General features: G+C 60.8%; 29 protein-coding genes. 24 read left to right on the top strand and 5 right to left on the bottom strand.

The genetic code is table 11. From position 1 onward, the window contains the following. The first annotated feature begins 5 nt into the window (after positions 1–5). The 14 genes from DBQ51_RS07290 to DBQ51_RS07225 all read left to right on the top strand — a co-directional run bounded on the left by DBQ51_RS07290 (position 6) and on the right by DBQ51_RS07225 (position 10,861). Positions 6–290 (top strand): DUF1294 domain-containing protein, encoded by a 285-nt coding sequence (locus DBQ51_RS07290; protein WP_159068094.1) that lies wholly within the window; start codon positions 6–8, stop codon positions 288–290. Next, on the top strand, positions 287–1,453 hold the full coding sequence (locus DBQ51_RS07285; protein WP_107631132.1) for a cation diffusion facilitator family transporter: 1,167 nt from the start codon (positions 287–289) through the stop codon (positions 1,451–1,453). The genes DBQ51_RS07290 and DBQ51_RS07285 overlap by 4 nt, the downstream gene beginning before the upstream one ends. A 103-nt stretch (positions 1,454–1,556) precedes the next feature. Continuing rightward, entirely contained in the window at positions 1,557–2,825 is a 1,269-nt protein-coding gene (locus DBQ51_RS07280) for a dihydroorotase (protein ID WP_054327974.1), read from the top strand. Between the two features lie 61 nt (positions 2,826–2,886). Then, a complete protein-coding gene (locus tag DBQ51_RS07275; RefSeq protein ID WP_107631131.1) occupies positions 2,887–3,612 on the top strand; it encodes an alpha/beta hydrolase in 726 nt (241 codons plus the stop codon). Between the two features lie 161 nt (positions 3,613–3,773). After that, on the top strand, positions 3,774–4,316 hold the full coding sequence (locus DBQ51_RS07270; RefSeq protein WP_107631130.1) for a stage V sporulation T C-terminal domain-containing protein: 543 nt from the start codon (positions 3,774–3,776) through the stop codon (positions 4,314–4,316). A gap of 13 nt (positions 4,317–4,329) precedes the next feature. Further along, entirely contained in the window at positions 4,330–4,512 is a 183-nt protein-coding gene (locus DBQ51_RS07265) for a hypothetical protein (RefSeq protein ID WP_054327973.1), read from the top strand. 303 nt (positions 4,513–4,815) lie between these two features. Then, the gene (rsxC, locus tag DBQ51_RS07260) at positions 4,816–6,192 is read left to right on the top strand and encodes an electron transport complex subunit RsxC (protein ID WP_107631129.1); all 1,377 of its coding nucleotides are present in this window, start codon (positions 4,816–4,818) and stop codon (positions 6,190–6,192) included. A 15-nt stretch (positions 6,193–6,207) separates the two neighbouring features. Further along, positions 6,208–7,209 (top strand): RnfABCDGE type electron transport complex subunit D, encoded by a 1,002-nt coding sequence (locus DBQ51_RS07255; protein ID WP_107631128.1) that lies wholly within the window; start codon positions 6,208–6,210, stop codon positions 7,207–7,209. Between the two features lie 3 nt (positions 7,210–7,212). Beyond that, on the top strand, positions 7,213–7,800 hold the full coding sequence (locus DBQ51_RS07250; RefSeq protein ID WP_054327970.1) for an RnfABCDGE type electron transport complex subunit G: 588 nt from the start codon (positions 7,213–7,215) through the stop codon (positions 7,798–7,800). 15 nt (positions 7,801–7,815) lie between these two features. Next, on the top strand, positions 7,816–8,463 hold the full coding sequence (gene rsxE, locus DBQ51_RS07245) for an electron transport complex subunit RsxE (protein ID WP_054327969.1): 648 nt from the start codon (positions 7,816–7,818) through the stop codon (positions 8,461–8,463). After that, positions 8,464–9,075 (top strand): electron transport complex subunit RsxA, encoded by a 612-nt coding sequence (rsxA, locus tag DBQ51_RS07240; protein ID WP_242977857.1) that lies wholly within the window; start codon positions 8,464–8,466, stop codon positions 9,073–9,075. A 19-nt stretch (positions 9,076–9,094) separates the two neighbouring features. After that, on the top strand, positions 9,095–10,003 hold the full coding sequence (locus tag DBQ51_RS07235; RefSeq protein ID WP_054327968.1) for an RnfABCDGE type electron transport complex subunit B: 909 nt from the start codon (positions 9,095–9,097) through the stop codon (positions 10,001–10,003). Further along, positions 10,003–10,407, top strand: a complete 405-nt coding sequence (locus DBQ51_RS07230; protein WP_054327967.1) for a Mini-ribonuclease 3 — start codon at positions 10,003–10,005, stop codon at positions 10,405–10,407. Before DBQ51_RS07235 ends, DBQ51_RS07230 begins: the two co-directional genes overlap by 1 nt. A 289-nt stretch (positions 10,408–10,696) precedes the next feature. Then, on the top strand, positions 10,697–10,861 hold the full coding sequence (locus DBQ51_RS07225; RefSeq protein WP_107631127.1) for a ribbon-helix-helix domain-containing protein: 165 nt from the start codon (positions 10,697–10,699) through the stop codon (positions 10,859–10,861). 41 nt (positions 10,862–10,902) lie between these two features. Here DBQ51_RS07225 and epsC read toward each other — a convergent pair whose 3' ends face one another. After that, on the bottom strand, positions 10,903–11,571 hold the full coding sequence (gene epsC / locus DBQ51_RS07220) for a serine O-acetyltransferase EpsC (RefSeq protein WP_054327965.1): 669 nt from the start codon (positions 11,569–11,571) through the stop codon (positions 10,903–10,905). Positions 11,572–11,715: 144 nt separating this feature from the next. Here epsC and DBQ51_RS07215 point away from each other — a divergent pair, with 144 nt between their 5' ends. The 4 genes from DBQ51_RS07215 (at position 11,716) to DBQ51_RS07200 (ending at position 16,285) form a co-directional block, all read left to right on the top strand. Then, a complete protein-coding gene (locus DBQ51_RS07215; protein WP_107631126.1) occupies positions 11,716–12,918 on the top strand; it encodes a nucleotide sugar dehydrogenase in 1,203 nt (400 codons plus the stop codon). 154 nt (positions 12,919–13,072) lie between these two features. Continuing rightward, positions 13,073–13,600 carry an RNA polymerase sigma factor gene (locus DBQ51_RS07210; RefSeq protein ID WP_159068093.1) on the top strand — a complete coding sequence of 176 codons (528 nt, stop codon included), beginning with the start codon at positions 13,073–13,075 and terminating at the stop codon, positions 13,598–13,600. Next, positions 13,597–15,063 carry a hypothetical protein gene (locus DBQ51_RS07205; protein ID WP_107631124.1) on the top strand — a complete coding sequence of 489 codons (1,467 nt, stop codon included), beginning with the start codon at positions 13,597–13,599 and terminating at the stop codon, positions 15,061–15,063. The genes DBQ51_RS07210 and DBQ51_RS07205 overlap by 4 nt, the downstream gene beginning before the upstream one ends. 91 nt (positions 15,064–15,154) lie before the next feature. Then, on the top strand, positions 15,155–16,285 hold the full coding sequence (locus DBQ51_RS07200) for a peptidylprolyl isomerase (RefSeq protein WP_054327960.1): 1,131 nt from the start codon (positions 15,155–15,157) through the stop codon (positions 16,283–16,285). A 61-nt stretch (positions 16,286–16,346) separates the two neighbouring features. Here the strand turns inward: DBQ51_RS07200 and DBQ51_RS07195 are convergent, their stop codons facing one another. From DBQ51_RS07195 to DBQ51_RS07180, 4 genes are read right to left on the bottom strand one after another with little or no spacing between them, the layout of a single operon-like run. Beyond that, entirely contained in the window at positions 16,347–16,895 is a 549-nt protein-coding gene (locus DBQ51_RS07195; RefSeq protein WP_054327959.1) for a peptidoglycan-binding domain-containing protein, read from the bottom strand. After that, positions 16,895–18,325 (bottom strand): peptidoglycan-binding protein, encoded by a 1,431-nt coding sequence (locus DBQ51_RS07190; protein WP_107631123.1) that lies wholly within the window; start codon positions 18,323–18,325, stop codon positions 16,895–16,897. The genes DBQ51_RS07195 and DBQ51_RS07190 overlap by 1 nt, the downstream gene beginning before the upstream one ends. A 6-nt stretch (positions 18,326–18,331) precedes the next feature. Further along, positions 18,332–18,763 carry a hypothetical protein gene (locus DBQ51_RS07185; protein ID WP_054327957.1) on the bottom strand — a complete coding sequence of 144 codons (432 nt, stop codon included), beginning with the start codon at positions 18,761–18,763 and terminating at the stop codon, positions 18,332–18,334. Positions 18,764–18,804: 41 nt separating this feature from the next. Further along, a complete protein-coding gene (locus DBQ51_RS07180; protein ID WP_107631122.1) occupies positions 18,805–19,224 on the bottom strand; it encodes an asparagine synthase-related protein in 420 nt (139 codons plus the stop codon). Between the two features lie 141 nt (positions 19,225–19,365). Here DBQ51_RS07180 and DBQ51_RS07175 point away from each other — a divergent pair, with 141 nt between their 5' ends. The 6 genes from DBQ51_RS07175 (at position 19,366) to DBQ51_RS07150 (ending at position 25,942) form a co-directional block, all read left to right on the top strand. Beyond that, positions 19,366–19,944, top strand: coding sequence for a xanthine phosphoribosyltransferase (locus DBQ51_RS07175; protein ID WP_054327955.1), 579 nt, complete (start codon positions 19,366–19,368; stop codon positions 19,942–19,944). 255 nt (positions 19,945–20,199) lie between these two features. Continuing rightward, positions 20,200–21,618 (top strand): uracil-xanthine permease family protein, encoded by a 1,419-nt coding sequence (locus DBQ51_RS07170; protein ID WP_054327954.1) that lies wholly within the window; start codon positions 20,200–20,202, stop codon positions 21,616–21,618. A 177-nt stretch (positions 21,619–21,795) separates the two neighbouring features. Next, positions 21,796–22,590 (top strand): FAD binding domain-containing protein, encoded by a 795-nt coding sequence (locus tag DBQ51_RS07165; RefSeq protein WP_199855189.1) that lies wholly within the window; start codon positions 21,796–21,798, stop codon positions 22,588–22,590. A gap of 3 nt (positions 22,591–22,593) precedes the next feature. Then, positions 22,594–23,058, top strand: a complete 465-nt coding sequence (locus DBQ51_RS07160) for a (2Fe-2S)-binding protein (RefSeq protein WP_054327953.1) — start codon at positions 22,594–22,596, stop codon at positions 23,056–23,058. Continuing rightward, entirely contained in the window at positions 23,055–25,355 is a 2,301-nt protein-coding gene (locus DBQ51_RS07155; RefSeq protein WP_107631121.1) for a xanthine dehydrogenase family protein molybdopterin-binding subunit, read from the top strand. The genes DBQ51_RS07160 and DBQ51_RS07155 overlap by 4 nt, the downstream gene beginning before the upstream one ends. Then, positions 25,352–25,942 carry a nucleotidyltransferase family protein gene (locus DBQ51_RS07150; protein WP_054327951.1) on the top strand — a complete coding sequence of 197 codons (591 nt, stop codon included), beginning with the start codon at positions 25,352–25,354 and terminating at the stop codon, positions 25,940–25,942. Before DBQ51_RS07155 ends, DBQ51_RS07150 begins: the two co-directional genes overlap by 4 nt. Positions 25,943–26,026 lie beyond the last annotated feature (84 nt).

The following is a 26,026-nucleotide window of genomic DNA, read 5'->3' as shown; positions in this document are numbered from 1 at the left end:
CAGCCGTGAAAGGCGTTTGGTACTATCTGCTTGTGGTCAGTGCGATCGGCGCGCTGGTCAGCATATATGATAAAATAGCCGCGAGGAATGGATGGGGGCGTGTGCCGGAGCGCACGCTGTTTTTCTGGGCCCTGGTCGGCGGCGGGCCGGGCGTGTATGCGAGCATGCTACTGATCCGCCACAAAACGCTGCACCGCAGCTTTATGTTAGGCATCCCAGCAATTATGATATTACAATTAGTAATTTGTATGGGCATATATAATATTCTGTATACGAGGGGGATGCTATGACCAGCCTGTTGATCCGCCTGTTTGTGAAGGATGCGGAAAATACGCGGGACGCCCGCGTGCGGGAGCGCTATGGTGTGCTGTCCGGCGCGGTGGGTATCGCGTGCAACCTGTTCCTGTTTGCGCTCAAAATGGCGATCGGCCTGCTCAGCGGCGCGATTTCCATTGCCGCGGATGCGTTCAATAACCTGTCGGACGGCCTTTCCTGCCTGATTTCGATTGTGGGCTTCAAGGTTTCCGGCAAGGAGCCGGACGCAAAGCATCCGTTCGGTTATGGGCGCACGGAATATATCGCGGGGCTGATCGTATCGTTTATCATCGTCCTGGTCGGCTTTGAGTTTCTGAAAACCTCGGCCGGCCGTATCCTCCATCCAGAGCCGGTCGAGGCATCGCCCATCCTGATCGCCATTCTCGCGGTTTCCATGGCAGTCAAGCTGTGGATGGGTGCGTTCAACGTGGGGATCGGCCGCCGGATCGATTCGCCCGTGCTGATGGCCGCGGGGCAGGACAGCCGGAACGATGTCATCACGACCGGCGTGGTCGTGGTCGGCATGATTGCGGGCCGTTTCACCACCCTGCCGGTGGACGGCTATATAGGGGTGCTGGTGGCGCTGTTCATCATCTGGGCGGGCGCCGGTATCGCGCGCGATACGGTCGCGCCGCTGCTCGGTGAGGCCGCGGACCCCGAGGTTGCGAAAAGCATCGAGCGCATTGTGATGGATTCGGACTACATCGTGGGCGTACACGACCTGATCGTCCATAATTACGGCGCGGGGCGCTCGCTGGCGTCACTCCATGCGGAAGTGCCGAGCGATTCCGACTTTGTCGCCGTGCATGAGGTGATCGACGAGGCGGAGAAACGGGTTTGGCAGCAGACAGGGGTATATGTGGTTATCCACATGGACCCGATCGACGTCAACAACGCGCATGTCGCCGCGCTGCGCGAGCAGGCGGACGCCGTGCTGCGGTCGATCGACGAAAGGCTCTCCATGCACGATTTCCGCGTTGTGGACGGGGAACGGCAGATCAACCTGATTTTTGACGTGGTCGTCCCGTTCAGCTACGACAACGATGCAAAGCGGGAGCTGATGATGCGGATTCGGGACCAGCTGAAAAAAATCGACTGGCGGTATAATCCGGTGGTTACGTTCGACCATCAGATGTAATGCCCGTCGGAAAAACGGCCGCCCAGCGGCCGTTTTATTTTGCATGGCTAGGGCATCCATGATACAATATAAAAACGAATAGAGAAAAGGACGGAGGTTTTCCATGCTTTTACTGCAAAACGGACGGGTGCTTGACCCCTACACAGGCACGGACGCGCCGCGCGACGTGCTGATCGGGGACGACGGTGTGATCGCGGCGGTGTCCAAGCGGCTCCAGCCGCCGCCGGGCTGCGAGTGCTGGGACGCGGCCGGACTGACGGTTTCCCCCGGATTTGTGGATGGGCATGTGCATTTCCGCGATCCGGGGCAGACGGAAAAGGAGGACGTGCTCACCGGCGCTGCTGCTGCTGCCGCAGGCGGCTACGCGACCGTGATCTGCATGGCGAATACCCTGCCCGCATGCGATACGCCTGAAACAATCCGGTATGTGACTGAAAAGGCGCGGGGCTGCGCGGTGCAGGTTCTGCAGGCGGGCGCGGTGACAAAGGGTCTGAAGGGGCGGGAGCTGACCGACTTCGGGGCGCTCAAGGCCGCGGGCGCGCCCTGTCTGACCGACGACGGCCTTAACCTGACGGACGCAGGCCTGTGTCGGGAGGCGATGGCGCGCGCGGCGGCACAGGATATCCTTTTGTCGTTCCATGAGGAGGAGCCGTCCCTCGTACCCTCGCCCGGCGTGAATTACGGCTCCAAGGCGGCGAAGGAGTTTGGGGTGCCGGGCGCGATGGCAAGCGCGGAAAGCGCGATGATCGCACGCGATATTGCGCTCGCGCTGGACACGGGCGCACGGGTCCTGTTCCAGCATGTCAGCTCGGCACAGTCGGTCGCGCTGATCCGCGCGGGCAAGGCGCTGGGCGCGCGGATCTATGCGGAGGTCACGCCGCACCACCTTTCCCTGACCGAGGCGGATGTTTGCACGCACGGAGCCTATGCGCGGATGAATCCGCCGCTCCGCACGGAGGCTGACCGCGAGGCGCTGATCGGCGCGCTTGCGGACGGTACGATCGACATGGTCGCCACCGACCACGCGCCGCATACGGCGGAGGAAAAGGCGCGCGAATTCGCCAAGGCCCCGTCGGGCATCACGGGGCTGGAAACCGCGTTTTCCGTATGCAATACGTTTCTGGTGCAGACCGGACGCCTGTCGCCCATGCAGTTGGTGGAGCGGATGAGCCGGACGCCCGCGGAGCTGTACGGACTGTCCGGCCGCGCGGTACGCGAGGGGAACTTCGCCCGCCTGGTGCTGCTGGACTGGAAGCGGGAGACCGTGTACCGGAGCTACCGCTCGAAAGCGGCCAACACGCCGTACACCGGCATGCCGCTGACCGGCGCGCCGCGCGCGATCGTGACTGGCGCAAAGGTCACGGCGCGGTGACAAAACGGCTGCGCCGGAAAATCCGGCCGCAGGACAACGACACAAGATAGGAAGCAGCAACATGTCTATTGCGAGAGAAGAATTGCGGATCGGCGGTATTCCCGCGCTCGTGCTGGGCGAGCCGTCCAATCAAGTGTATTTATATGTACACGGCCAAAACGGGAATAAAGAGGAGGCGTGCGGCGTTGCCGAAAGCCTGCAGCGGTATGGGTGCCAGACCTTGAGCCTAGACCTGCCGGGGCATGGGGAACGGGCGGACGAGATGCCTTTCTTTGACCCGTGGCACGTCGCACCGGAGCTGGCCGCGGTGATGCGGTTTGCTGAGGCGCGCTGGAAAGGGATTTCCCTGTTCGCAAACAGCATCGGGGCGTGGTTTGGCATGCTGGGCCTGCGCGGCAAGCGCCTGGACCGCTGTCTGTTTGTCTCGCCTGTCCTCGATATGAAGCGGCTGCTGCAAAAAATGATGGGCTGGGCGGACGTTTCAGAGGAACGGCTCAGGCAGGAGCGCGTGATCCCAACCGATTTTGGGCAGACCTTGTCGTGGGAGTATTGGGAATATGCGGCGTCCCATCCGATCACGGCATGGGAAAGCCCCACGGAAATATTATACGGCGGCAGCGATGCCCTGATAGATCGTGATACCGTAGAGCAGTTCGCCCAGCGGTTTCGCTGTGGCTTGACGGTGATGGAAAACGGCGAGCATTGGTTCCACACGCAGGAGCAGATGGATTTCCTGCACCGTTGGCTCGAACGAAGCGCCGCGGCTAACGGCACTCAGACCCGTTAGCCCGCCAAACGACAGTGCCGCCCTCGCTTTTCCATTTAATCAAAAATAACAGGCCGAGAAAAAATTGCCAGAGCCGCGCCGGTGGAAAATCCCGCATATTTGTCCGCGTTGCTGTCATACTACCTGTACAACCAGAAATTCGTATGGGAGGGAACGCGTAAATGAAAGCAACCGGCATTGTACGCCGCATCGATGATCTTGGACGCGTCGTTATTCCGAAAGAGATCCGCCGCACCCTGCGCATCAGGGAGGGCGACCCGTTGGAAATCTTCACCGATCGCGACGGCGAGGTCATCTTCAAAAAATATTCCCCCATGGGGGAGCTTGGTACGGTCGTCGCCGAACTGGCGGAGGCGCTGGCGCGCACCGCGGGCATGAGCTGCGCGATCTGTGACCGCGACGCGGTCATCGCCGCGGCAGGCGGAGCGAAAAAGGACATCCTGGAAAAGAGCATCTCGCCCGACCTGGAGCTTGTGATGGAGCAGCGCGCCACCTATGAGCGCGGCGTAGGAGAGACGCAGGATATCGCGATCACCGCAAATGACGTGTATAATGTGATCGTCGCCGTGCCGATCATCACGGATGGGGACGTAACGGGCTGCGTCGCCTTTGTCGGCGAGGAGGAAAACGCCTCTGCGGACGAGGTGGCGGTCAAGCTGTGCCAAACGGCGGCCCAGTTCCTGTCCAAGCGTCTTGGGCTGTAAGGAGGCGCGCCGGATGGGCAGAAAGAACGGAGAAGAACGCCAGCCAAAAGCGTTCCCGCAATATGATGAGGCGGGGCATGTGGATTCCGCGGCGGTCGCGCCGCTCCCGCCATATCCGCAGAGCATGGTGCAGCGGGGCGATCCGGCGGCGACCGAATATACCGAACGGTATTGCAAACCCAGGGAAAAAAGGTAATATGGGCGGAAACAGGCTGTTTTTACAGCCTGTTTTTCCGTTTTCTGTTTCCTTTGGAGGAAAAGAATGACGATTTGTTCACAAAGTGGGTATACAAAATGACGGGATAAGCAGGGTCTAAAACAAATTTTTTTGATTTTTGGACAAATTTTTTGCGTTTTAGGCTTGCTTATTGGGGGCCAAAAACAGTATAATCTAATTTGCAAGACTATGCGTTCAACATGGTCTGCCGATTTCATTAGTAGATGGAACCGAACCCGCGGTTCGGTTCTTCTTGCGCAAAAAACTAGAGAGGTGAAAAACATGGTGTATTCGTTCCGTGGCGGCATTCACCCCGGCACCCACGCAGACCCGGGGTATAAATCCGCGACAAACACCAAGCCGATCGAGAAACTGGCGCTGCCCGACCAGGTCATCCTGCCCGTTTCCATGCACATCGGCGCCCCGGCAAAGCCGATCGTTTCCGTCGGCGATACCGTGGATCTGGGACAGCCCATCGCGGAAGCCGGCGGCTTTGTCAGCGCTCCTGTCCATGCAACCGTGTCCGGTAAGGTAAAGGCGGTCGAACCCCGCCTGCATCCGAACGGCAGCAAGGTCCTGTCCATCGTGATCGAAAACGACGGGGAGGACCGTCCGCATGAGTCCGTACACCCGTATGATTTCGCATCCATGTCCAACGAAGAGCGTATCGAGTGCATCCGTTCGGCCGGTATCGTCGGCCACGGCGGCGCAACATTCCCCACGCACGTCAAAATCCAGTCCGGCATCGGCAAGTGCGATACGGTCATCATCAACGCGGCCGAGTGCGAGCCGTACATAACTTCAGACCACCGCCTGCTGCTCGAGCGTCCGGAGGAGGTCGTCGGCGGGCTGAAGATGCTGGCCGACATTATGGGGGTTCAGAACGCGATCATCGCGGTCGAGGAAAATAAGACGGACGCATTCCCGGGCATTGAAAAGCTGATCGCGGACGACCCGCGCCTCAAGCTGTACCCGCTCAAGTGCAAATACCCGCAGGGCGCAGAAAAGCAGCTGATCAATGCCTGCACGGGCCGCGAGGTGCCGTCCGGCAAGCTGCCGGCCGACGCGGGCTGCGCGGTATTCAACGTCGACACCGCGGGAGCGGTTTACCGCCGCTTTACGACCGGTATGCCGGTCATCCGCCGTATCGTAACGGTTTCGGGTTCCGCGATTGCGGAGCCGAAGAACCTTGAAGTACGCATTGGCACGCAGGTCGAAAAGCTGATCGACGCATGCGGCGGTTTCAAGGAGGCCCCTAATAAGCTTCTGATGGGTGGCCCGATGATGGGCGTTGCCCAATACTCGCTCGAAATCCCGATTTTCAAGGGTACGAATGCGTTCCTTGCATTCGCAGGGGACGAGGATAAGCGCGTGGCCGACCCGCAGTGCATTCGCTGCGGCAAGTGCATCAACGCCTGCCCGATGCACCTGCTGCCGGTCTATATGAACGTATACGGCAAGCAGGAGGACTTGGATAACGCGGTTGAGTGCGGCATGCTGGACTGCATCGAGTGCGGCTCGTGCGCCTATGTGTGTCCGGCCCGCATTCCGCTGGTCGCGCAGTTCCGCCTGACCAAGGGCAAGATCCAGGCCAAGCGCATGGCGGAAAAGGCCAAGGCCGATGCCGAAAAGGCAAAGGCAGAGGCGGAAAAGAAGTAAGGAGGGGAAACGAAAATGTATGATCTGAGTAAAGTCGTCGTCACCTCCTCGCCCCATATCAAGGCAGGGGACGATACCCGCAGCCTGATGCTCGACGTGCTGATCGCGCTGCTGCCCGCGCTTTGCGTGGCGGTTTATACCTTTGGATGGCGCGCGCTCGTCCTGACAGTCATCTCCATGGTTGCCTGTGCAGTATTCGAGACGATCTATAATAAAATTGTCGGCCACCCCAACACGGTCGGCGACCTGTCGTGCTTCGTCACAGGCGTTCTGATCGCGTTCAACGTGCCGGTATCCGCCCCGTGGTGGATGGTTGTGTTCGGCGCGCTGTTCGGCATCATCATCGTCAAGATGCTGTTCGGCGGCATCGGTAAGAACTTCATGAACCCGGCGCTCGGCGCGCGCGCGTTCATGATGGCTTCCTGGGCCGGCCTGATGACCACCTGGACCGCGCCGCACGCGAATCTCCCGCTGTTCGGCACGGTCAGCCTGACCGACGCGATTTCCACGGCGACCCCGCTGGCCTCGCTCAAGAACGGCGTCCTGCCGGACGCGACGCTGATGGATATGTTCCTTGGCCAGACCGGCGGTGTGATCGGTGAAACGTCTGCGCTTGCGCTGATCGCAGGCGGTCTGTATCTGCTGTGGCGCAAGGTCATCACCATCAATATCCCCGCAGCGTACATCCTGACCGTTGCGGTCGTTACATTCCTGTTCCCGATGGGAGACGTATCCCGTGTGCAGTGGATGCTGTACCAGGTGCTGTCCGGCGGCCTGATGCTCGGCGCGATTTTCATGGCGACCGATTACGTCACCAGCCCGGTCACGCCGCGCGGTCAGATCATCTTCGGCATCGGCTGCGGCCTGCTGACGGTGTTCATCCGCTATTTCGGCGGCCTGCCGGAAGGCGTGTCGTACTCCATCCTGATCATGAACACGCTGGTTTGGGCGATCGACAAGGCCACCCATCCCCGCAAGTTCGGTTATGCGCTGGATAAGAAGAAGGAGGCACAGTAAATTATGGATAGCAGCAAAAAGGGCGGCGGCATTCTGATGCTGGTCGTCGTACTGGGCCTGATCACCTTTGTATGCGCCCTGCTTCTGGGCTTTACCAACGGCGTGACCAAGGATAAGATCGAGCAGAACGGTATTGAGACCCGCAACGAGGCTATGAGCGCCATCATTGCGGACGCGGAAAGCTTTACCGACGTAGAGGTCGGCGAGGAATGGACCGCGCCGGCGGATAAGAATCAGCCGGCAATCAGCGGCGTATACGCGGCAGAGGCGGGCGGCGAGACGATCGCCTACTGTGTAGAAGTAAAGCCCAAGGGCTTCGGCGGCGAGCTGACGCTGATCGTCGGCGTCAACACAGACGGCACTATCGCGGGCGCGCAGGTAACGGCGCATGGCGAGACCCCGGGCCTGGGCGCCAAGGCGCAGAGCGATAAGAACTGGATCACCCAGTTCGCGGGCCAGCCGGCGGATGGCAGCCTCGCAGTCTCCAAGGACGGCGGCACGATCAACGCCATCACCGGTTCCACCATCACGTCCCGCGCAGTGACCCTCGGCGTCAACACCGCGGCCAACTGCGTTGCAAGCTTGGGTTAAAGGAGGAACAGCCAAATGAAATTTTCTGAACAGCTGAAAGCGGGCGTCATCCTCGACAACCCGATCTTCATGCAGACCATCGGCCTGTGTCCCGCACTGGCCACCACGACCTCGCTGTCCAACGCTATCGGCATGGGCGTTGCGGCGACCGTTGTACTGATCTGCTCCAACGTGGTTATCTCCGCGCTGCGCAAGTTTATTCCGGATAAGATCCGTATTGCGTGCTTTATCACCATTATCGCAACCTTTGTTACCATGATTGATCTGGCGCTGCAGGCGTTCGTACCCAGCCTTGCGGCTTCGCTGGGACTGTTCCTGCCGCTGATCGTGGTTAACTGCATTATCCTCGGCCGTGCCGAGGCGTACGCTTCCAAGAATAAGGTCCTCCCCTCCGCGCTGGACGGCGTGTGCATGGGTTTGGGCTTTGGCTTCGCGCTGGTCCTGATGGGCTTCTTCCGCGAGCTGCTGGGCGCGGGTACGGTGCTGTCCGGCCTGTCCACCCTGCTGCCTTTCCTGAGCTTCATTCCGGCGGAAGGCTTCGCCATCCCCGGCCTGAGCGCCAACCCGGCGGTCATGATGATCCTGCCGGCGGGCGGCTTCCTGATGATGGGTTTCATCTTCGCGGTGATCCAGAAGGTCATGGCCGGAAAGGAGGACAAGTAAATGTTTAACTTCCCTGATGCAATGGGCTTGACCGAGGTGCTGTCGCTCGCGGTGGCGGCCGTGCTGGTCAACAACTACATCCTTGTCCAGTTCCTGGGCTGCTGCTCGTTCTTCGGCGTTTCCAAAAAGACCGATACGGCCATCGGCATGGGCATGGCGGTCGTGTTTGTTATGGCGCTGGCGAGCGCGGTTTCCTGGGCGGTATGGTACTTCATCCTCGACCCGCTCGGCCTGGAGTACATGCAGACCATCGCATTCATTCTGGTTATCGCGACGCTCGTGCAGTTTGTTGAAATGTTCATGAAAAAGGCGATGCCCGCGCTGTATTCCGCGCTCGGCATTTTCCTGCCGCTGATCACCACCAACTGCGCGGTACTCGGCGCGGCGATCTCGAATATCGACAACGGTTATTCCTTTATTGGTTCGATGGTTTACGGCGTAGGCGCCGGCCTCGGCTACACGCTGGCGATCGTGCTGTTCGCTTCGATCCGCGAGCGTCTGGACGCAACGGCCCAATGCCCCAAGTGCTTTGAAGGCTTCCCGATCGCGCTGGTTTCCGCCGCGCTGCTCGCTATGTCTTTCATGGGCTTCTCCGGCCTGTCGATCTGGTAAGCAAGGAGGAGGATAAGAAATGGATACCATGAATATTGTTTACGCGGTCGCTGTCCTGTTTATCATGGGCATCGTGTTTGCGATCCTGCTCGGCGTGGCGGCCAAGGTGTTCGCCGTCGAGGTGGATGAGCGCGTACCGCTGGTTCGCGAGTGCCTGCCGGGCGCAAACTGCGGCGGCTGCGGCTACCCAGGCTGTGACGGCCTGGCGGCCGCGATCGTGGAAGGCACCGCGCCGGTCAACGGCTGTCCGGTCGGCGGCGCGGCGGCTGCCGCCAAAATCGCCGAGGTTATGGGCGTAGCGGTTGAAGCGGGCGAGCGCAAGGTGGCGCATGTTTACTGCAACGGCGGCTGCAACGCGGTCGATAAGACCAAGTATGAGGGCTTGCAGGACTGCACCGCTGCGATGCGCGTCGCGGGCGGCCCCAAGGCTTGTGCGTACGGCTGCATGGGCCTCGGCTCGTGCGTCAAGGCGTGCGCGTTCGACGCCATTCATGTGGTGGACGGCGTTGCCAAGGTTGATACCGAAAAGTGCGTGGCCTGCGGCAAGTGCGTCGCGGCCTGCCCGAAGAAGCTGATCGACCTGGTTCCGGAATCCAAGAAGGTCCACGTCAACTGCGTGAACAAGGATAAGGGGCCGGAGGTCATGAAGGTCTGCGCGAGCGGCTGCATCGGCTGCAAGATGTGTGAAAAGACCTGCAAGTTTGACGCCATCCATGTGATCGACGGCGTTGCCAAGATCGATTACGACAAGTGCAAGAACTGTAAGATGTGCGCCAAGGCCTGTCCAAAGGGCTGCATCGAGCCTGTCCCGACCGAAGAGGAGAAGGCAAAGTTCAAGGAGATGCAGGCCAAGCAGGCTGCCGCCGCCAAGGCGAAGGCCGAGGCTGCAAAGGCCGCTGCCGCTGAAAAGGCGACTGAGGAACAGTAATGGATTATCTGCATCCCAAGCTGGATGACGCTGCTATCGCCCGCATGTCGAGCCTCGCGCTCGCCCATGTGGGCGATGCCGTTTATGAGGTCATGGTGCGCACCTGGCTGGCGTGCGGCGGCATGCAGACCGCGCGCAACCTGCACAGACATACGGTCGCGCTGGTGCGCGCCTCCGCGCAGGCGGAGGCGGCGCAGCGCATCCTTCCCCTGCTTGACGGGGAGGAACAGGACGTGTACCGTCACGGCCGCAACGCAAAGCCCAAGAGCGTGCCGCGCTCCTCGTCTGTTGCGGAATATGCGCAGGCGACCGCGCTCGAAGCGCTGTTCGGCTGGCTGTACCTTAAACAGAGGTATGGCCGCATCAACGAGCTGTTCGGCGTGATCGCGGAGGGGTTTCAGTGAAAAAGCGCCCCGTACTTTTGTACGGGGCGCTTTTATATCGTGAAGAAGTATCAAAAGGATAGGGTGACAGAATACCCAAGATAGTGAAAGGTATCAAAAGCACCAATGAACCAACCGACGAAAATGCCAAGCAAAAAAACCCCAAAAAACAATAACAATGTAAGCAAGTGTTTTTTGATCCAAGTTATCATGATACCCATCTCCTGTGGTTATACTATATACTATTTTATATGATAAATCAATATTAAGTATAATTTAATGGTATGCTGGATAACAAGAGGTGAGCGAAGTGAGGCCGTTGAAGGAACGAGTAACGATTACACTGGACAGCGATATTGTTGCCCGCCTGCGTGAATTGGCTGATGAAGATGCCCGCCCGTTTTCCCAGTACATCAACGTGATCTTACGAAAATACCTGCATGCGTTGGACAAAAAGAAACTGTCCGGAGAATAAAACAGGCAGGGGGCCGCGGCTCCCTGCCTGTTTTTTCGGTGTTATTCGTCTGCTTCGCGTTCCCGCTGTTCCTCGCGCTTGAGCCGCTGCTCGTTGGCGTATACGCGGCTTTGCAGGCGGCAAAGCTCCTGCGCGAGCGGATCGGGCAGGTTGACCTGGTCGAGATCGTAGGACGGGGAGGAAACGCGCTGCCCGTCAATCTTGACCACGCGCGCCTTGACGCCCACGACCGTGGAATTGGGTGGCACTTCCTGCAGCACCACCGCGTTCGCGCCGATGCGGCTGTTATCGCCCACGGTGAACGGGCCGAGCACCTTGGCGCCGGTCGCGATCAGCACGTTGTTGCCGATGGTCGGGTGGCGCTTGCCGGTGTCATGGCCGGTGCCGCCGAGCGTGACCCCGTGGTAGATCGTGCAGTCGTCTCCAATCTCAGCGGTTTCGCCAATGACGATGCCCATGCCGTGGTCGATGAACAGGCGGCGGCCGATGGTCGCGCCCGGATGGATCTCGATGCCGGTCATATGGCGGGCAAACTGGGAAAGCGCCCGCGCAAGGAAAAAGAGCTTGTGCTGATACAGCCAGTGTGCCTGGCGATGGTAGATCAGCGCGTGGAAGCCCTGGTACAGCAAAAAGACCTCCAGTGTTGTGCGTGCGGCGGGATCGCGGTCGCGGATTGAGCGCGCATCGTCCAGCAGGCCCTGAAAAATCATAAAGCATACATCCTATCGTTTGGGTATGAAATCGCTACAGTATCCATTATAGCGGTATTTGGGCAAAAATTCAAACACTACGTTGAATTTTGCGAAAAAAGTGGTATAATGTAAGAAGATTTTGCTGAATGAGGTACGAAAATTATGAAAATTACTGTCATGGGGCTGGGCTACATCGGCCTGCCGACCGCGATCACGCTGGCCGAGGCAGGGTTTGAGGTCTGCGGCTTTGACGTGAACGAAAAAACGATTGAGACGCTCAAGGGCGGCCATATTCATATCGTGGAGCCGGGCCTGCAGGAAGCGTTCGAGAAGGCGGTCGCCCACGGGCATCTGCATTTTTCCTCCAAGCTGACCCGATCGGATGTGTTCTATATTGCCGTGCCGACCCCGTTCTACCAGGACGAAACCGGCAGCCACAAGGCTGACCTGAAATTCGTGGAGTCCGCGGGCCGCATGGCGGGCAAGGTGATCGAACCGTCCAATCTGGTCATTCTGGAATCCACCGTGCCGCCGCATACGACCGAGATGCTCGCGCGCGTGCTGGGCGAGGAGTCCGGCATCGATATGAACCGGCTGCACGTCGCGCATTGTCCGGAGCGCGTCATCCCCGGCAATATGATGTACGAGCTGAAGAACAACGATCGCATCGTTGGCGCGCGCACACCGGAAGCCGCTGAGATGGCGGCGTCCATCTATGAGAAGGTGCTGGAAAAGGGGGTCGTCCACAAGACTGACGACCTGACCGCCGAAATGTGCAAGCTGACCGAAAATACCTTCCGCGATGTCAATATTGCTTATGCCAACGAGCTGTCGGTCATTTGCGACAAAATGGGGATCGACGTGTTCGAACTGATCAAGCTGGCCAACTGCCATCCGCGCGTCAATATCCTGACGCCGGGCGTGGGCGTGGGCGGCCACTGCATCGCGGTAGATCCGTGGTTCATCTATGAGCAGTTTCCGGCCGAGGCCAAGGTTATCCTCGCCGCGCGCGAGCGCAACGAGAACAAGCCGCACTTTGTCGCGGGCAAGGTGGTATCCTCGCTCGCCAGGGTGACGGATACGGTCGGCGTGCTCGGCCTGAGCTATAAGCCGGATGTGGACGACCTGCGCGAGTCCCCCTCGATCGAGCTGTGCCATATTCTGCAGGAAAAAGGCGTGAATGTGATCGCCTGCGAGCCGTTCGCAAAAGACGGCGAGGTGCAGGGCATCCCGAATGTACCCTTTGCGGAGGTTTTGCAGAAAGCGGACTATTTGGTGATTACATTGGGACATACTTTGTTTAAAGATAACAAAAAGTTGATTGCTGAAAAGCCGTATTACGACTGTGTCGGCTTGATGGAATAAACAAACAACGGAAAACGGCACAGCGGAACGCTGTGCCGTTTTTTCATCCCGCGGACGGCCCTGTATGTGGTTTACAAATTGAAAACAGGGCGTGGGTTCGGTGGGAAATTTCCGTAAGATAGAGTAAAGACAGATGGGGAAAGGGGGCGGCGGTATGGATGACAGAATCACCGAGCTGCTGTCCGCGGGCGACCAGGAGGGTATCGCCCTGCTACAGAAGCAGTACGGCAATATGGTGCGGTACATCGTGCGTGGTATCCTGCGGGACGAGCAGGATGTGGAGGAATGCGTCAGCGACGTCTACCTGCGCGTTTGGGACCGGTTCGGCACATTCCGGAGCGATCGGGGCAGCCTTGCGGCCTGGGTGACCGCGGTGGCCCGCAACACGGCGGTGGATTGCCTCCGGCGGCGGCATACGCCAGAGGAGACACTGGAGGAGCGGACGGGCGCGTCCCCCTCGCCGGAGGAGGAAGTGCTGCGTCGGGAACGCGCCGCACAGCTCCGGCGCGCGGTGGATGCGCTGAGCAACAACGAAAGGCTGCTGTTTTACCGCAAGTATTATTATCTGCAGTCCACCGCGCAGATCGCCGCCGAGCTGGGCTTGACCGAGCGGGCGGTCGAAGGGCGACTGTACCGCCTGCGCGGCCGGCTGCGCAGGCTGATGGGAGGTGATGCGCTATGACCGGACGGGAACAGGAGGAATTCGACCGTTATCTGGAACAGGAGCTTGGGGAAGCCCTGCCGCGCGAGAGCGCGGTCGGGGAGGTCAATCCTTGGGACACGCCCATCCGCTATATCGTCTGGGGCGTGATCCTCACGCATATTGGGCTGGAATTCCTGTACCTGCAATACCTGATGCCTATGATCGGCGTGCTGCTGTCCTACCTGGGCTTCCGGTCGCTGCGGCGGTGCGGCGCGGGGTTCCGCGCGGCATGGGCGCTGGCCCTTGCAGAGCTGGTCTGGCAGGCAGTGTATCTCGGCCTTTTGGTCACGCCGCACCTGCCGGAGGGATCGTGCGCCGTCGCCCTTGGCCTTGTGCATACGGCGGCGGGGATCGTACAGCTTTGCGCGCTGCGGGCGGGCCTCCGGCGCGTGTACGAGCAGGCAGGCGTCGCACCCGAGGGCGACCCGCTCCGCTCGGCGGTTGTCTGGCAGCTCATGTGCGTTGCGCTGGCGCTGTCGCCGCTGTCGCACAGCTGGCTGGCGGGGATTCCGATGCTCGTTGCGTTTGTTGTGATTGTCAAAGCCATGTTCCGCATCAGCGACGGGCTGGGCGACGCGGGCTACTGCCTGACCGCTGCGCCGGTGCAGGTGAGCGGCAAGCGCTTCGGCTGGTGCTATGTTGCACTGTGCGCGGCGTTGGTGGTGGGCGGCAGCCTGTGGGTCAACCATCCCCGGCTGGACGCGCAGCCGCGGCCCTCGCCTGAGATGGCGGCGGAGCGGCAGGCGTTGGCGGCGCTCGGCATGCCGGAGAACGTGGCGGCCGACTTGTCCGACGAGCATGTGGCCGTGCTGGAGGGCGCGCTCTATGTGGAAAGCGTTCAGGAACAGATGCTTTTTGACCCGGGCGAGGGCCGCGTCAGCAACATGCCGGAGAATTATCCGGAGGGTTATTCCGAGAGCGCGGAATGGATGGATGTCAGCGCCGTGTATATTGAGCTGCCGGGCAACCGCATGGCGGTGCTCAACCACTTTGCATGGCGGCGGGGCGCGGCCTGGTGGGGCGATGCGCTGGCGCTGCTGTGGCAGGATGAGCCGGCGGAACTGGTTGGCGGCGTCCTGCTCTATGAAAAGGACGGGCAGAGCTATACGGCCGCGATGCCCAACCTCAAAAACGAAATGGTGACCACGACCGATTGGGTTTTCGGCGTACAGACCGCGCCGCGCATCACCGGCACGGTCAGTTACCCGTTCGGCGCGCAGGCGCAACGCGGCTACACGCTGTATATCATCGAGCTGGAAGGCAGCAACGTGTTCGGCGGCGCGAACCTGATTTACTGCCACCGCCGGCAGCCGGTCAGCCTCCCGTACCGCGCGCCGGAAGAGCTGACGCAGGGGTGGAGCGGAAAAAATCTGCAGAACAGCTATACCAATTACGCGACACGGGAATACCGCGAGTGGGAGAAGAACGACGGCGCTTTGTGACGTTTTTGTGTTTTTCCTTGTATAGAACGGAAAACAGTGCTATAATAACAAAAGTCTGTTTAGTTTTTTGCAATACAAGGAGAGTCGGAATATGAACAAATGGGTACAGCGTATTGCCGCGCTGGTCGTTTTGCTGGCAATCGTACTGGGCATCACCTACTGGCAGGGCTCCAAGGTATCGGTTTCCTATCAGCCGATGGGGGAGGATTCGCCTGTCGTGATGACGGTCAACGGCGATGAGGTCAGGGCGGAGGAATTCGCAACCTACATGATCTATAACATGAAGTACTACGAAAACATGTATTCACAGTACGGCATGATGGGCCTGTGGAGCGACGACAGCTCGGCCGAGATGCTGGGCGTGATGATGCCGGGCTTTGCCAAGGACCAGGCGGTCTACTCGCGCGTTGTGCTGGAGCAGTTTGAAAAGGCCGGTCTGGAGCTGTCCTACAGCAACCAGAAAGAGCTGTCTACCCTGCGTAAGGACACCATTGACCAGGCAGGCGGCTACGACGGCTACCTGCAGAAGATCGCGCAGCTCGGCTTCAACGACCAGACCTATATGAATTTCCTGTATATCACGCAGTGCTACTCCGCGCTCAACGAGTATTATTACGGCTCGGACGGGATCGACAAGCCGACGGACGAGGAGTTGATGGAGCACTTCCGCGACAACTACATCTCGGCCAAGCATATCCTGATCCTGACCGTCGACCCCTCGACAGGCGAGACGCTCCGCACGGACGAGGAGGCCAGGGCGCTGGCGCAGTCCATCCTGGACCGCATCAACGCGGGCGAGGACTTTGACGCCCTGATGAACGAATACAGCGAGGACGGCGGCTTGGAAGGCAATCCGGACGGGTATATCTTTACCGAGGGCGATATGGTCACACCGTTCTACGAGGGCGCCAAGGCGCTGGCGGAGGGCGAGGTTTCCGACCTTGTCAAGAGCGACTACGGCTATCATATCATCCAGCGCACGGCGCTCGATTACGAAAACCAGTTCATCAATTATCAGGCTGACCTGGCCACGCAGATGGGCCGGACGATGGACGCGCTCCTCAGCCAGTGGATGACCGAAGCAGAGGTCGAAACCACCGACGTGTACGACGAGATCAACTATAAGAACGTATACGATTACGCGCCGGCAGGAGTCGCGGAGATTCTGAACGGCTCGGACTCGGACGACAGCGCGGCTTCCGATGAAGCGGCCGCGGAATAAGCGGGAAAATCAAAAAGGACGTTCCGGAAGGGAGCGTCCTTTTTTGCTACGAAAACGGGTATCAGAGCTCCGCAAGCAGCCAGGGAAGCGGCGTGCGGCCGAAGAAGCTGTTGTGAAACAGGGCGAGCGCTTCCCAAGTGGCGCGGTCGGTCACGCCGTTCTGTGGGAGCAGGAACACCCCTTGAGCAAGGCGGACAGCGTCCGCTGTCGCGCGGTCGTATTCTCCGGTGAGCGGAACAGGGGTCACGGAGGAAAAATGGGGCACCGCCGAGGAAAGCAGGAGCTGCAGAACAAGGACAGACGGGCCCTTGTCTCCGGCAGCCAACTGCCCGTCAGAACCGGCAGGGGAAAAGGAGACTGCGGCAGGCAGCGTGTCGCCCAAGAGCAGGAGCAGATAGGCTTGGTAAATTGCAGTCCATGTTTCATAGCCGGCCGTGCCGGTAACGAGCAGGCCGTTGCGGCGCTGGAAATCGCGTACCGCCGCCGCGGTTTCCGGACCGAAGATGCCGTCCGGAACCAGTGGATGGACATGTGCCTGATCGAGCTGGATACGGCGCAGGAAGGTCTGCAGGTCAAAAATATGCGCGCGGCGCTGTGCTTCGCTGTACATCAGGCGCTTGCCTCCTCTCCCACCGGATAGCCGGGGTACTGCCCCTCGCTGGTTTGACTGCCCGCAAGCACATCGCTGGCGAGCTGCGCCATATACTCCCAGGTCAGCGGGCCGATGGCGCCGGTGGCGGGCAGGCCGACCAGCGCCTGCACGACCGAGACCGCGTCGCGCGTCGCGGGGCCGAAAATACCGTCAACGCCGACGGCCGGCACCTCCGGATAGGAGCGCGCGATAATATTGATCACCTGCTGCGCCCGACGCACCTCTTCACCGCGCATGCCTTCCACCAGGAAGATCTCGGGCAGGCCGGCAAGCTCCTGTAGCCATTCCTGCTCGGGGCGGGCCGCCAGAATGGACTGGTAGGTGGAAAGCAGCTCGTTCCAGGTCGTGCGGTCCACAGCGCCGGTTTCCGGCAGGCCCATCATACGCTGATAGGCGGTAACGGCCTCGCGCGTCTGGGGGCCGAAGACGCCGTCCAGCTGATTGATCTGCCAGCGGGGGAGCTGGTCGTAATATTCTCCCGCCACGGCCAGAAAATATTGCAGAAGCTGCACGCCGGGGCCGGTCGCGCCTTCGCGCAGTTCGGTTGGAAACTGACGCGAAACATCCTCCAGCCGCAGCCCCTCGCTGTCCAGCTCGCTCAGACGTTTCACATTGTTATATATGAAGGCGATGCGATACCAAGTGGACTTGCCGACGATCCCGTCTACCGCAAGGTTGAACTGCTGCTGGAACGCGCGCACGGCGCGCTCGGTGTCCGCGTCAAAAATTCCGTCCACGGGATAGATCTTGGGAATGTTGGGATAGTTGGTCGAGATGCGGTTGAGCCGGTTCTGGATGATGCGGACCTCCTCTGACACGTCGCCCAGCCGGAATGTGATGCCCGGCCAGGAGCCGCCGAGGTTGGGGGCGATGGGTGCGTTGCGTACAAAGTTGATGTCGTCCCCGTAAAAGGAACGCACAATCTCCTCCGCGCTCATGCCCTGCTCGGCGAGCGGGACCGTACCCCACTGGCTCAGCCCGCCCGGGCAGGTCGTGGTCGTGCCGTTGCAGTACTGGGCGAACAGCGGCTCGATTGCTTCGCCGCGCGTCAGATAGTTGTTGAACATATCGTCCACGATGGTGGAGATGTTCTCAAAGATATCGCGCCCAGGGACGAAGGACTGATCGTAGCGCGTGGAATTTGTGATGTCGAAATCATAGCCCTGCGCGCGGTACCATTCGGTAAACACACGGTTGAGAGCATAGGATGTCTGCGCGTAGATGTTGGCGCGGATCGCCTCCTCCGGCCAGGTGGGGTAGATCTCAGACGAGGCTACATTTTTGATATAGTCGGCAAAGGGAACGGTGATGTTCTGCGCGTTGGATGAGGGCGCGCCAAGATGCACGGTGATCGTTTCCGGAATAACGACGGGGGATTGTTCAGGCAATTTCGTTCACTCCTCTCCGCCCGTTTCGGAATGGTATAGCACCTGTGGGTCGCCGGTGGCGGTCAGATCGGTCTGGCTGGACGGCTGGTTTTCCTCCAGCGGGGTCAGCGCGACCGGCAGCACGGCTGGAATGCCGGGAAACATGGGGATATGCAGAGCGGTAAGCGGCGTATAGCCCTCCTTGGCAACTTCTACGGTATAGAGGGAAAACGGCGTGCCACTGTCCGGTGTCATGGAGTTGGACAGCGGCGGGGTGGGTAGCTCCATGGGCGGCGTCATGCCGTTCTGATCGGTGCGGACGCTGTAAAGCAGCGTCCGTTCACCGGGTTGGTCGGCTGCGGTGGATACAGTCACGGAAGCGCCCGCGAGGGGGAGCGCGCCTAGCGCGGTCGTTACGACAACACGCAGCACGGCCGAGCTGGTAGCGGGATCGGGCATAGATAGCGACCTCCTGTATGATTGGATGGATGTGCCGGTGGTCAGGCCAGACGGACCTTATACTGCTTGAACCACCGGTCGAGCTGCACGATATAGGCGAAGATCTGCGGCGTGCGCATAAGCTGGCCGTACCACGGCTCGGCAAGGCTTTCCGGCCGCTCCATCAGCGCCTCCACCGCGGCATGGTCGAACAGGGCGGAGGCGATGGATTCGCTGTCCGCGAAAATGCGGCGCACATAGTCGGCGCACAGGCGGGTATAGACCGGATGAAAGGTCTTGGGATACGGGCTTTTCTTGCGCCAGACGATCTCCTCCGGCAGCATGGATTCAAAGGCCTTGCGCACAACGCCCTTTTCCCGCCCGTCCAGCGCTTTGAACGCCCACGGCATATTATAAGCATATTCCACGATACGGTGGTCGCAGAACGGCACGCGCACCTCCAGGCCGGAATACATGCTCATGCGGTCCTTGCGGTCGCGCAGCGTTGCGGGAGGATACGGGAGCCTCTGGAAAAAAGGTCGAAAAAAAGCTATACAGCCGGACGGAAAAATGGTATGCTTTATAACAAAGATACTTCAGTACGGACAAGGAAGAACGCGACCATGGAACTTTTGAAAGAACGGATCAGAAAAGACGGTGTGATCAAAGAGGGTAATGTGCTCAAGGTTGACAATTTCCTCAATCATCAAATGGATATCGGTCTGTTTAACGAGATCGGCAGGGAGTTCAAGCGCCGGTTTGCGGACGAGCGGATCGATAAGATCCTGACGATCGAGGCCTCCGGCATCGGCATTGCGGCGATCGCGGCGCAGTATTTCGGCGTACCCGTTGTATTCGCCAAAAAAGCGCAGTCGATCAACCTGGACGGGACCATGTTGTCCGCGCCGGTCGAATCGTTTACCCACAAGCGCCGGTATGAGGTCATTGTTGCCAGCCGCTTCCTGCGGCCCGGGGAAAACATCCTGATTATCGACGATTTCCTGGCCAATGGCTGCGCGGCCATGGGCCTGTGCCAGATTGTCGAGGCCGCGCACGCGCGCGTGGCCGGTATTGGCATCGTGATCGAAAAGGGCTTCCAGTGCGGTGGAAAGCTGCTGCGGGAAAAGGGGCTGCGCGTGGAATCTCTCGCCATCGTGGACGGGATGGATGCGGCAACCCAGACCGTGCAGTTCCGCGACTGAGCGCGCTGCAGGGACCGTATGAAAAAAACCGGCTGGATTCAGCCGGTTTTTTTCATACGGTCCGGTAAGACGCACCGAAATGCAGACGGGATATGGCAAAAAAGGCCAACGCGGCCGGATTTTGGGCGGCCGGACTTGAACCAAATGTAGAAAATGCGGGATTTGGACAAAAAATTGTCAAACTGAGTGGGACAAAACGGGGATATTTGTTATAATGGGGGTATCATTTCACTAAATCAAAACAGGGAGGACAATATGGAAAACGAAAAGAAGGAGCAATCCTTTTTCGGGCCGTATAACTTCACGGCCAAAATCCCGCTGGGGCAGGCGATTCCGCTGGGGCTGCAGCATGTGCTGGCGATGTTCGTCGGCAACCTGACCCCCATCCTGATCATCACCAGCGCGTGCGCCGCGATGAGCGACGCGGAGCAGTTCGCGGCGGTCCAGGTGTCGCTGCTGCAGAATGCAATGCTGGTGGCGGGTATCGTCACGCTGGTACAGCTTTTCTCGATCGGGCCGGTGGGCGGCAAGGTGCCGATCATCATGGGTACCAGCTCGGGCTTTATTGGCGTGTTTCAGAGCGTGGCGCAGGTGATGGGCGGCGGCATCCTCGCCTATGGTGCGATGATGGGCGCGTCCATCATCGGCGGATTGTTTGAAGGCGTGCTGGGCTTTTTCCTCAAGCCGTTGCGCCGGTTTTTCCCCGCGGTCGTCACGGGTACGGTCGTGCTGTCCATCGGCCTGTCGTTGATCAGCGTGGGTGTGGCCTCGTTCGGCGGCGGCAGCTCGGCGCAGGACTACGGCTCGGTGGAAAACCTGCTGGTGGCGCTGGCCGTGCTGGTGGTCATCCTGGTGCTCAAGCACTGTTCCAAGGGCATGCTGAGCTACTCCTGCATCCTGATCGGCATTATCGTTGGCTATGTGATCTGCGCGGTGCTGCCGTTGTTCCTGCCCACGACAGGGGTAACGGCCGAGGGCGTGGAGTACACTAAGGCGTGGGTGCTCAACTGGGACAAGGTTGCCCAGGCAAGCTGGTTCGCGGTGCCTGAGCTCATGCCGGTGCCGGTCGTGTTCGACGTGCGTGCGATCGCGCCGGTGATGATTATGTTCATCGTTACCGCGGTGGAGACTGTGGGCGACATTTCCGGCGTGATGGAGGGCGGCATGGGCCGCGAGGCGACCGATAAGGAGCTTTCCGGCGGCATCGTGTGCGACGGGCTTGGCTCCTCGTTCGCGGCGGTATTCGGCGTGCTGCCGAATACCTCGTTCAGCCAGAACGTGGGCTTGGTCACGATGACCAAGATCGTCAACCGTTTCGCGCTCGCGTGCGGCGCGGTGTTCCTCATCCTGTGCGGCCTGCTGCCCAAGCTGGCGGCGCTGGTGTCGATCATGCCGCAGAGCGTGCTGGGCGGTGCGGCGGTCATGATGTTTTCGTCCATCGTGATGAGTGGCATCCAGCTCATCACCCGCGAGCCGCTGACCGCGCGCAATATGACCATTGTTTCGGTCGCGCTCGGCCTAGGCTACGGCCTGGGCGCGAATACCGCGGTCCTGGCGGGGCTGCCGCAGGCGGTGCAGCTCATTTTCGGCGGCTCGGGCATCGTACCCGCGGCGTTCGTGGCGATTTTGCTAAACGTGCTGCTGCCCCAGGAGAAAAAAGAGGAAAACGCATAGGCTTTTTCCCGTAGGCACAGAGGATACCGGCTTCCGGCGCACAGGCGCGCCGGAAGCCGGTTGTGCGTCAGGGAGACGTTGTTATTGACAAAGGATAACGAAAAAGCGCGCGGCAAATTGTTTTTTGCGCGCGCACATGCTATGATAAGCACATCAGACCATACGGAGGGAACAGCTTTGTTGACGATCGGGCAATATGTCAGGCCGGAGAGCCTGGACGAAGCGTACGCGCTTTGTCAGAAAAAAAGCAGCGTAGTGCTGGGCGGTATGCTCTGGCTCAAGATGCAGCACAGGAGTGTTGGGACGGCAATCGACCTGTGCGGGCTTGGGCTGGACCGGATCGAAGAGACAGAAACGGGATACCGCATCGGCGCGATGGTCCCTCTGCGCGCGCTCGAGACGCACGCGGGCCTGGCCGCGCTGACGCAGGGTGCGATGGCCGAGGCGCTGCGCCATATTGTGGGCGTGCAGTTCCGCAACTGCGCCACCGTGGGCGGCAGCCTGTGGGGACGGTTCGGTTTTTCGGACGTACTGACGCTGTTTCTCGCGCTGGACGCGGCGGTCACGCTGCATCACGCGGGCGAAATGCCGCTTGCGGACTTTGCTGCGCTGCCGCGCGTCACGCGGGATATTTTGACGCACGTCACCCTCCCCAAAGCGTCGCAGCGGGCGGTTTATCTGTCCCAGCGCAACATCTCGACCGACTTCCCTGTGCTGGCCGTGGCGCTCAGCGAGCGGGACGGCCGGTATACATGCGCCGTTGGCGCGCGCCCCATGCCCGCCGCGGCGTTTGCGGACGAGAAAGGCGCGCTTGCACAGGGTATCACAGAGGACAGCGCGCGCGCGTTTGCGGCCGATATCGCTGCCCGAGCGGTGCTGGGCGGCAACCTGCGCGCGGGAGCGGATTACCGCCGTGCGGTCTGCGAGGTACTGGTGCGCCGCGCGGCGCTCGCGCTCAGTAAGGAGGGATAAGGCATGGAGATCAAACTGACGCTCAACGGCAGGTCGCTGACCGCGTCCATCGGCGCAGATACCCTGCTGATCGACCTAGTGCGCGACCATGGCTGCTATTCGGTCAAGCGCGGGTGCGAGACCGCCAACTGCGGCCTTTGCACCGTACTGCTGGACGGTACGCCTGTACTGTCGTGCAGCGTGCTCGCCGCGCGCGTGGCGGGGCGCCATGTGCAGACCCTTGAGGGTCTGCAGGAGGAAGCTGCGGACTTTGTCGGCTTTATCGCCGACCAGGGCGCGGAGCAGTGCGGCTTCTGCAACCCGGGCTTTGTGATGAACACCATCGCGCTGCTGCGAGAGAACCACGACCCGACCGACGACGAGATCCGCGCCTATCTTGCGGGCAACCTGTGCCGCTGCTCGGGGTATGAGGGGCAACTGCGCGGCATCCGAGCGTATCTGGACAGCCGGAAGGAGGCGCGGGCATGAGTGAGAGCCGCTTCCGCGTGGTGAATCAGCCCGTGCGCAAAAAGGACGCCATGCAGCTCCTGCTTGGCAGGCCCGCCTATGTGGACGATGTGACCCCGCATGACTGCTTGGTGGTCAAGGTGCTGCGCTCGCCGCACGCCCACGCGCTGATCGAGGAGATCAATACGGACATTGCGCGCAAGGTGCCGGGCATCGAGTGCATTTTCACCTACAAGGATGTGCCGCAAAAACGCTTTACTATGGCGGGGCAGACCTTCCCCGAGCCGTCGCCCTACGACCGGCTGATCCTCGACCGGCGCGTGCGTTTCGTGGGCGACGCGGTGGCGGTCGTCGCGGGCGAAACCGAAAAAGTGGTGGATAAGGCGCTGGAGCTTATCAAAGTGAAGTATCAGGTGCTTGAGCCGCTGCTTGACTTCCGCGCGGCCAAGGATAACGCAATTCTCGTGCATCCAGAGGAAAACTGGCGCTCGCTCTGTCCGGTCGGGGCGGACAACCGGCGCAACCTGTGCGCGAGCGACATCTGCGGCGACGGGAACGTGGACGCGGTGCTGGCCAGCTGCGACGAGGTCGTGGATCGCGTCTACCACACCAAGGCCTGCCAGCAGGCCATGATGGAGACTTTCCGCACTTACACTGAGATCGACCACTACGGCCGCCTGCACATCGTGTCCTCCACGCAGATCGTGTTCCATGTGCGGCGCATCATCGCCAACGCCTTGGACATCCCCAAGAGCAAAATCCACGTCGAGAAGCCGCGCATCGGCGGCGGCTTCGGCGCGAAGCAGACGGTCGTGGCCGAGGTGTACCCTGCGCTCGTCACGTGGAAAACCGGCAAGCCTGCCAAGATGATCTACTCCCGCGAGGAATGCCAGATCGCCGGCTCGCCGCGTCACGAGATGGAGGTGCATGTGCGCGTGGGCGCAAATAAGGACGGCGTGATCCGCGCGATTGACGTATACACCCTGTCCAACACGGGCGCGTTCGGCGAGCACGGCCCGACCACGGTCGGCCTGTCCGGCCATAAATCCATCCCGCTGTACACAGGCAATCTCGAGGCGTTCCGCTTCGCCTACGACGTAGTGTATACCAACGTGCAGGCCGCGGGTGCGTACCGCGGCTACGGCGCGACGCAGGGCATCTTCGCGGTCGAGAGCGCGGTCAGCGAGCTGGCGGCGCGGCTGGGTATCGACCCGGTTGCGATCCGCGAAAAGAACATGGTGCGCGAGGGCCAAGTCATGGCCGCGTACTACAACGAGCCGGCGAGCGCTTGCGCGCTCGACCGCTGCATGGCGCGCTGCAAGGAGCTGTTCGGCTGGGACGGAAAATACCCCGTGCGCGACATGGGGAATGGTAAGGTGCGCGCCGCGGGCGTGGCCATGGCCATGCAAGGCTCGGGTATCTCGGGCGTGGACGTGGGCTCCGCGACCCTCAAGCTGAGCGACGAGGGCTTCTATAACCTGATGATCGGCGCGGCGGACATGGGTACGGGCTGCGACACCATCCTCGCCCAGATGGCGGCCGAGTGCCTGGACTGCTCGGTGGACGATATCGCGGTGTTCGGCGCGGACTCGGACGCATCGCCCTACGACTCGGGCTCGTATGCGTCCTCGACCACCTACGTCACCGGCAAGGCGGTCGAAAAGGCGTGCAGCCAGCTCAAGGAGAACATCTGCGCGGTCGCGGCGGATCTGCTGGGCTGCGCGGCAGACGGGCTGGAATTCGCGGGCCGCACGGTGCGCAAGCTGGACGGCACGGGCGAGGTCACGCTGTTCGACATTGCGACCAAGTCCATGTGCGGCAACGGCACAGCGGTCGAAGCCACGGCCTCGCACTCCTCGCCGGTTTCGCCCCCGCCGTTTATGGTGGGCATGGTTGAGATCGAGCTGGACACCGAAACCGGCCAGGTAGACGTTTTAGATTACACCGCGGTCGTGGACTGCGGCACGCCGGTCAACCCCAGCCTCGCGCGGGTGCAGACCGAGGGCGGCATCGTGCAGGGCATCGGCATGGCGCTTTTCGAGGACGTGACCTACGAGCCGACTGGACGCATCATGGAAAATTCGCTGATGCAGTACAAGCTCCCCACCCGTCTGGACATGGGCAGACTGCATGTGGAGTTTGAATCCAGCTACGAGCCGACCGGCCCGTTCGGCGCCAAGTCGATCGGCGAGATCGTCATCAACACGCCCTCGCCCGCGATCGCGCACGCGATCTACAACGCCACCGGCGTGTGGCACCGCGAGCTGCCTATCACGCCGGAAAAGGTGCTGCGGGGCATCCGGCGCGGGCAGGCATGACGCATATCCTGTTTCTTGCGGGCGGGAGCGGCCGCCGCTTTGGGGAAAACAAGCTGCTGTATCCATTAGAGGGCAGGCCGCTCTACCGTCACGGGCTGGACATGCTCGCTTCGCTTGCCAAAACGCGGGACGACTGTACGCTGGCCGTGGTCTCGCGGTACGGCGCGGTGCTGGACGGCGCGCGGGCACTGGGCGTGCGCGCTGTGTACAGTCCGGATAGTGAAAATGGCCTGTCCTGCACTATCCGCGCGGGACTGGACGCGCTTGCGCTGCAGGCGGGCGATTTCGTCGCCTTTGTCGTAGCCGATCAGCCGTACCTGACCGCTTCCACCATGGCACGCCTGCTGGATGCGGCCCGACCGGGCGTACCCTGCGCGCGCGTGTGCTGCGGCGGACGGCTGGGCAACCCCGCGCTGTTCGCCGCAGCGCTTGTGTCCGGCCTGTACGCGCTCACAGGCGACGAGGGCGGCCGCGCGTTGCTCCGGCGGCCGGACTGCGTGCTCGTCCCTGCGGACAGCGCGCGCGAATTGTATGATGTTGATACAAAAAGCCAGCTCCCTTTCCTGGAAAAGCAAACCAAGGCATGAAAGCGCTGCGGAAAAGCGGCCGGCCGCTGCTACGGGGAATACCGGATCGATCCGCCAGAACGGACGGAGGCCTAACGGCCTTCG

The sequence above is a fragment of the Agathobaculum massiliense genome (assembly GCF_900291975.1).
Lineage (GTDB): Bacteria > Bacillota > Clostridia > Oscillospirales > Butyricicoccaceae > Agathobaculum > Agathobaculum ammoniilyticum.
The sequence above is the reverse complement of the archived record's forward strand: the minus strand, read 5'-3'. Positions and strand labels throughout refer to the sequence as shown.

Coding starts and splice junctions, on each gene's coding strand:
- DBQ51_RS07205 (WP_107631124.1), top strand. CDS start 13,597: ATGACCGGACGGGAACAGGAGGAATTCGACCGTTATCTGGAACAGGAG.
- DBQ51_RS07180 (WP_107631122.1), bottom strand. CDS start 19,224: ATGAGCATGTATTCCGGCCTGGAGGTGCGCGTGCCGTTCTGCGACCAC.
- DBQ51_RS07210 (WP_159068093.1), top strand. CDS start 13,073: ATGGATGACAGAATCACCGAGCTGCTGTCCGCGGGCGACCAGGAGGGT.
- DBQ51_RS07230 (WP_054327967.1), top strand. CDS start 10,003: ATGGATTATCTGCATCCCAAGCTGGATGACGCTGCTATCGCCCGCATG.
- rsxC (WP_107631129.1), top strand. CDS start 4,816: ATGGTGTATTCGTTCCGTGGCGGCATTCACCCCGGCACCCACGCAGAC.
- DBQ51_RS07200 (WP_054327960.1), top strand. CDS start 15,155: ATGAACAAATGGGTACAGCGTATTGCCGCGCTGGTCGTTTTGCTGGCA.
- DBQ51_RS07275 (WP_107631131.1), top strand. CDS start 2,887: ATGTCTATTGCGAGAGAAGAATTGCGGATCGGCGGTATTCCCGCGCTC.
- DBQ51_RS07160 (WP_054327953.1), top strand. CDS start 22,594: ATGGAGATCAAACTGACGCTCAACGGCAGGTCGCTGACCGCGTCCATC.
- DBQ51_RS07235 (WP_054327968.1), top strand. CDS start 9,095: ATGGATACCATGAATATTGTTTACGCGGTCGCTGTCCTGTTTATCATG.
- DBQ51_RS07175 (WP_054327955.1), top strand. CDS start 19,366: ATGGAACTTTTGAAAGAACGGATCAGAAAAGACGGTGTGATCAAAGAG.
- DBQ51_RS07185 (WP_054327957.1), bottom strand. CDS start 18,763: ATGCCCGATCCCGCTACCAGCTCGGCCGTGCTGCGTGTTGTCGTAACG.
- DBQ51_RS07255 (WP_107631128.1), top strand. CDS start 6,208: ATGTATGATCTGAGTAAAGTCGTCGTCACCTCCTCGCCCCATATCAAG.
- rsxA (WP_242977857.1), top strand. CDS start 8,464: ATGTTTAACTTCCCTGATGCAATGGGCTTGACCGAGGTGCTGTCGCTC.
- DBQ51_RS07195 (WP_054327959.1), bottom strand. CDS start 16,895: ATGTACAGCGAAGCACAGCGCCGCGCGCATATTTTTGACCTGCAGACC.
- DBQ51_RS07150 (WP_054327951.1), top strand. CDS start 25,352: ATGACGCATATCCTGTTTCTTGCGGGCGGGAGCGGCCGCCGCTTTGGG.
- DBQ51_RS07155 (WP_107631121.1), top strand. CDS start 23,055: ATGAGTGAGAGCCGCTTCCGCGTGGTGAATCAGCCCGTGCGCAAAAAG.
- DBQ51_RS07270 (WP_107631130.1), top strand. CDS start 3,774: ATGAAAGCAACCGGCATTGTACGCCGCATCGATGATCTTGGACGCGTC.
- DBQ51_RS07250 (WP_054327970.1), top strand. CDS start 7,213: ATGGATAGCAGCAAAAAGGGCGGCGGCATTCTGATGCTGGTCGTCGTA.
- DBQ51_RS07285 (WP_107631132.1), top strand. CDS start 287: ATGACCAGCCTGTTGATCCGCCTGTTTGTGAAGGATGCGGAAAATACG.
- DBQ51_RS07280 (WP_054327974.1), top strand. CDS start 1,557: ATGCTTTTACTGCAAAACGGACGGGTGCTTGACCCCTACACAGGCACG.
- rsxE (WP_054327969.1), top strand. CDS start 7,816: ATGAAATTTTCTGAACAGCTGAAAGCGGGCGTCATCCTCGACAACCCG.
- DBQ51_RS07215 (WP_107631126.1), top strand. CDS start 11,716: ATGAAAATTACTGTCATGGGGCTGGGCTACATCGGCCTGCCGACCGCG.
- epsC (WP_054327965.1), bottom strand. CDS start 11,571: ATGATTTTTCAGGGCCTGCTGGACGATGCGCGCTCAATCCGCGACCGC.
- DBQ51_RS07265 (WP_054327973.1), top strand. CDS start 4,330: ATGGGCAGAAAGAACGGAGAAGAACGCCAGCCAAAAGCGTTCCCGCAA.
- DBQ51_RS07170 (WP_054327954.1), top strand. CDS start 20,200: ATGGAAAACGAAAAGAAGGAGCAATCCTTTTTCGGGCCGTATAACTTC.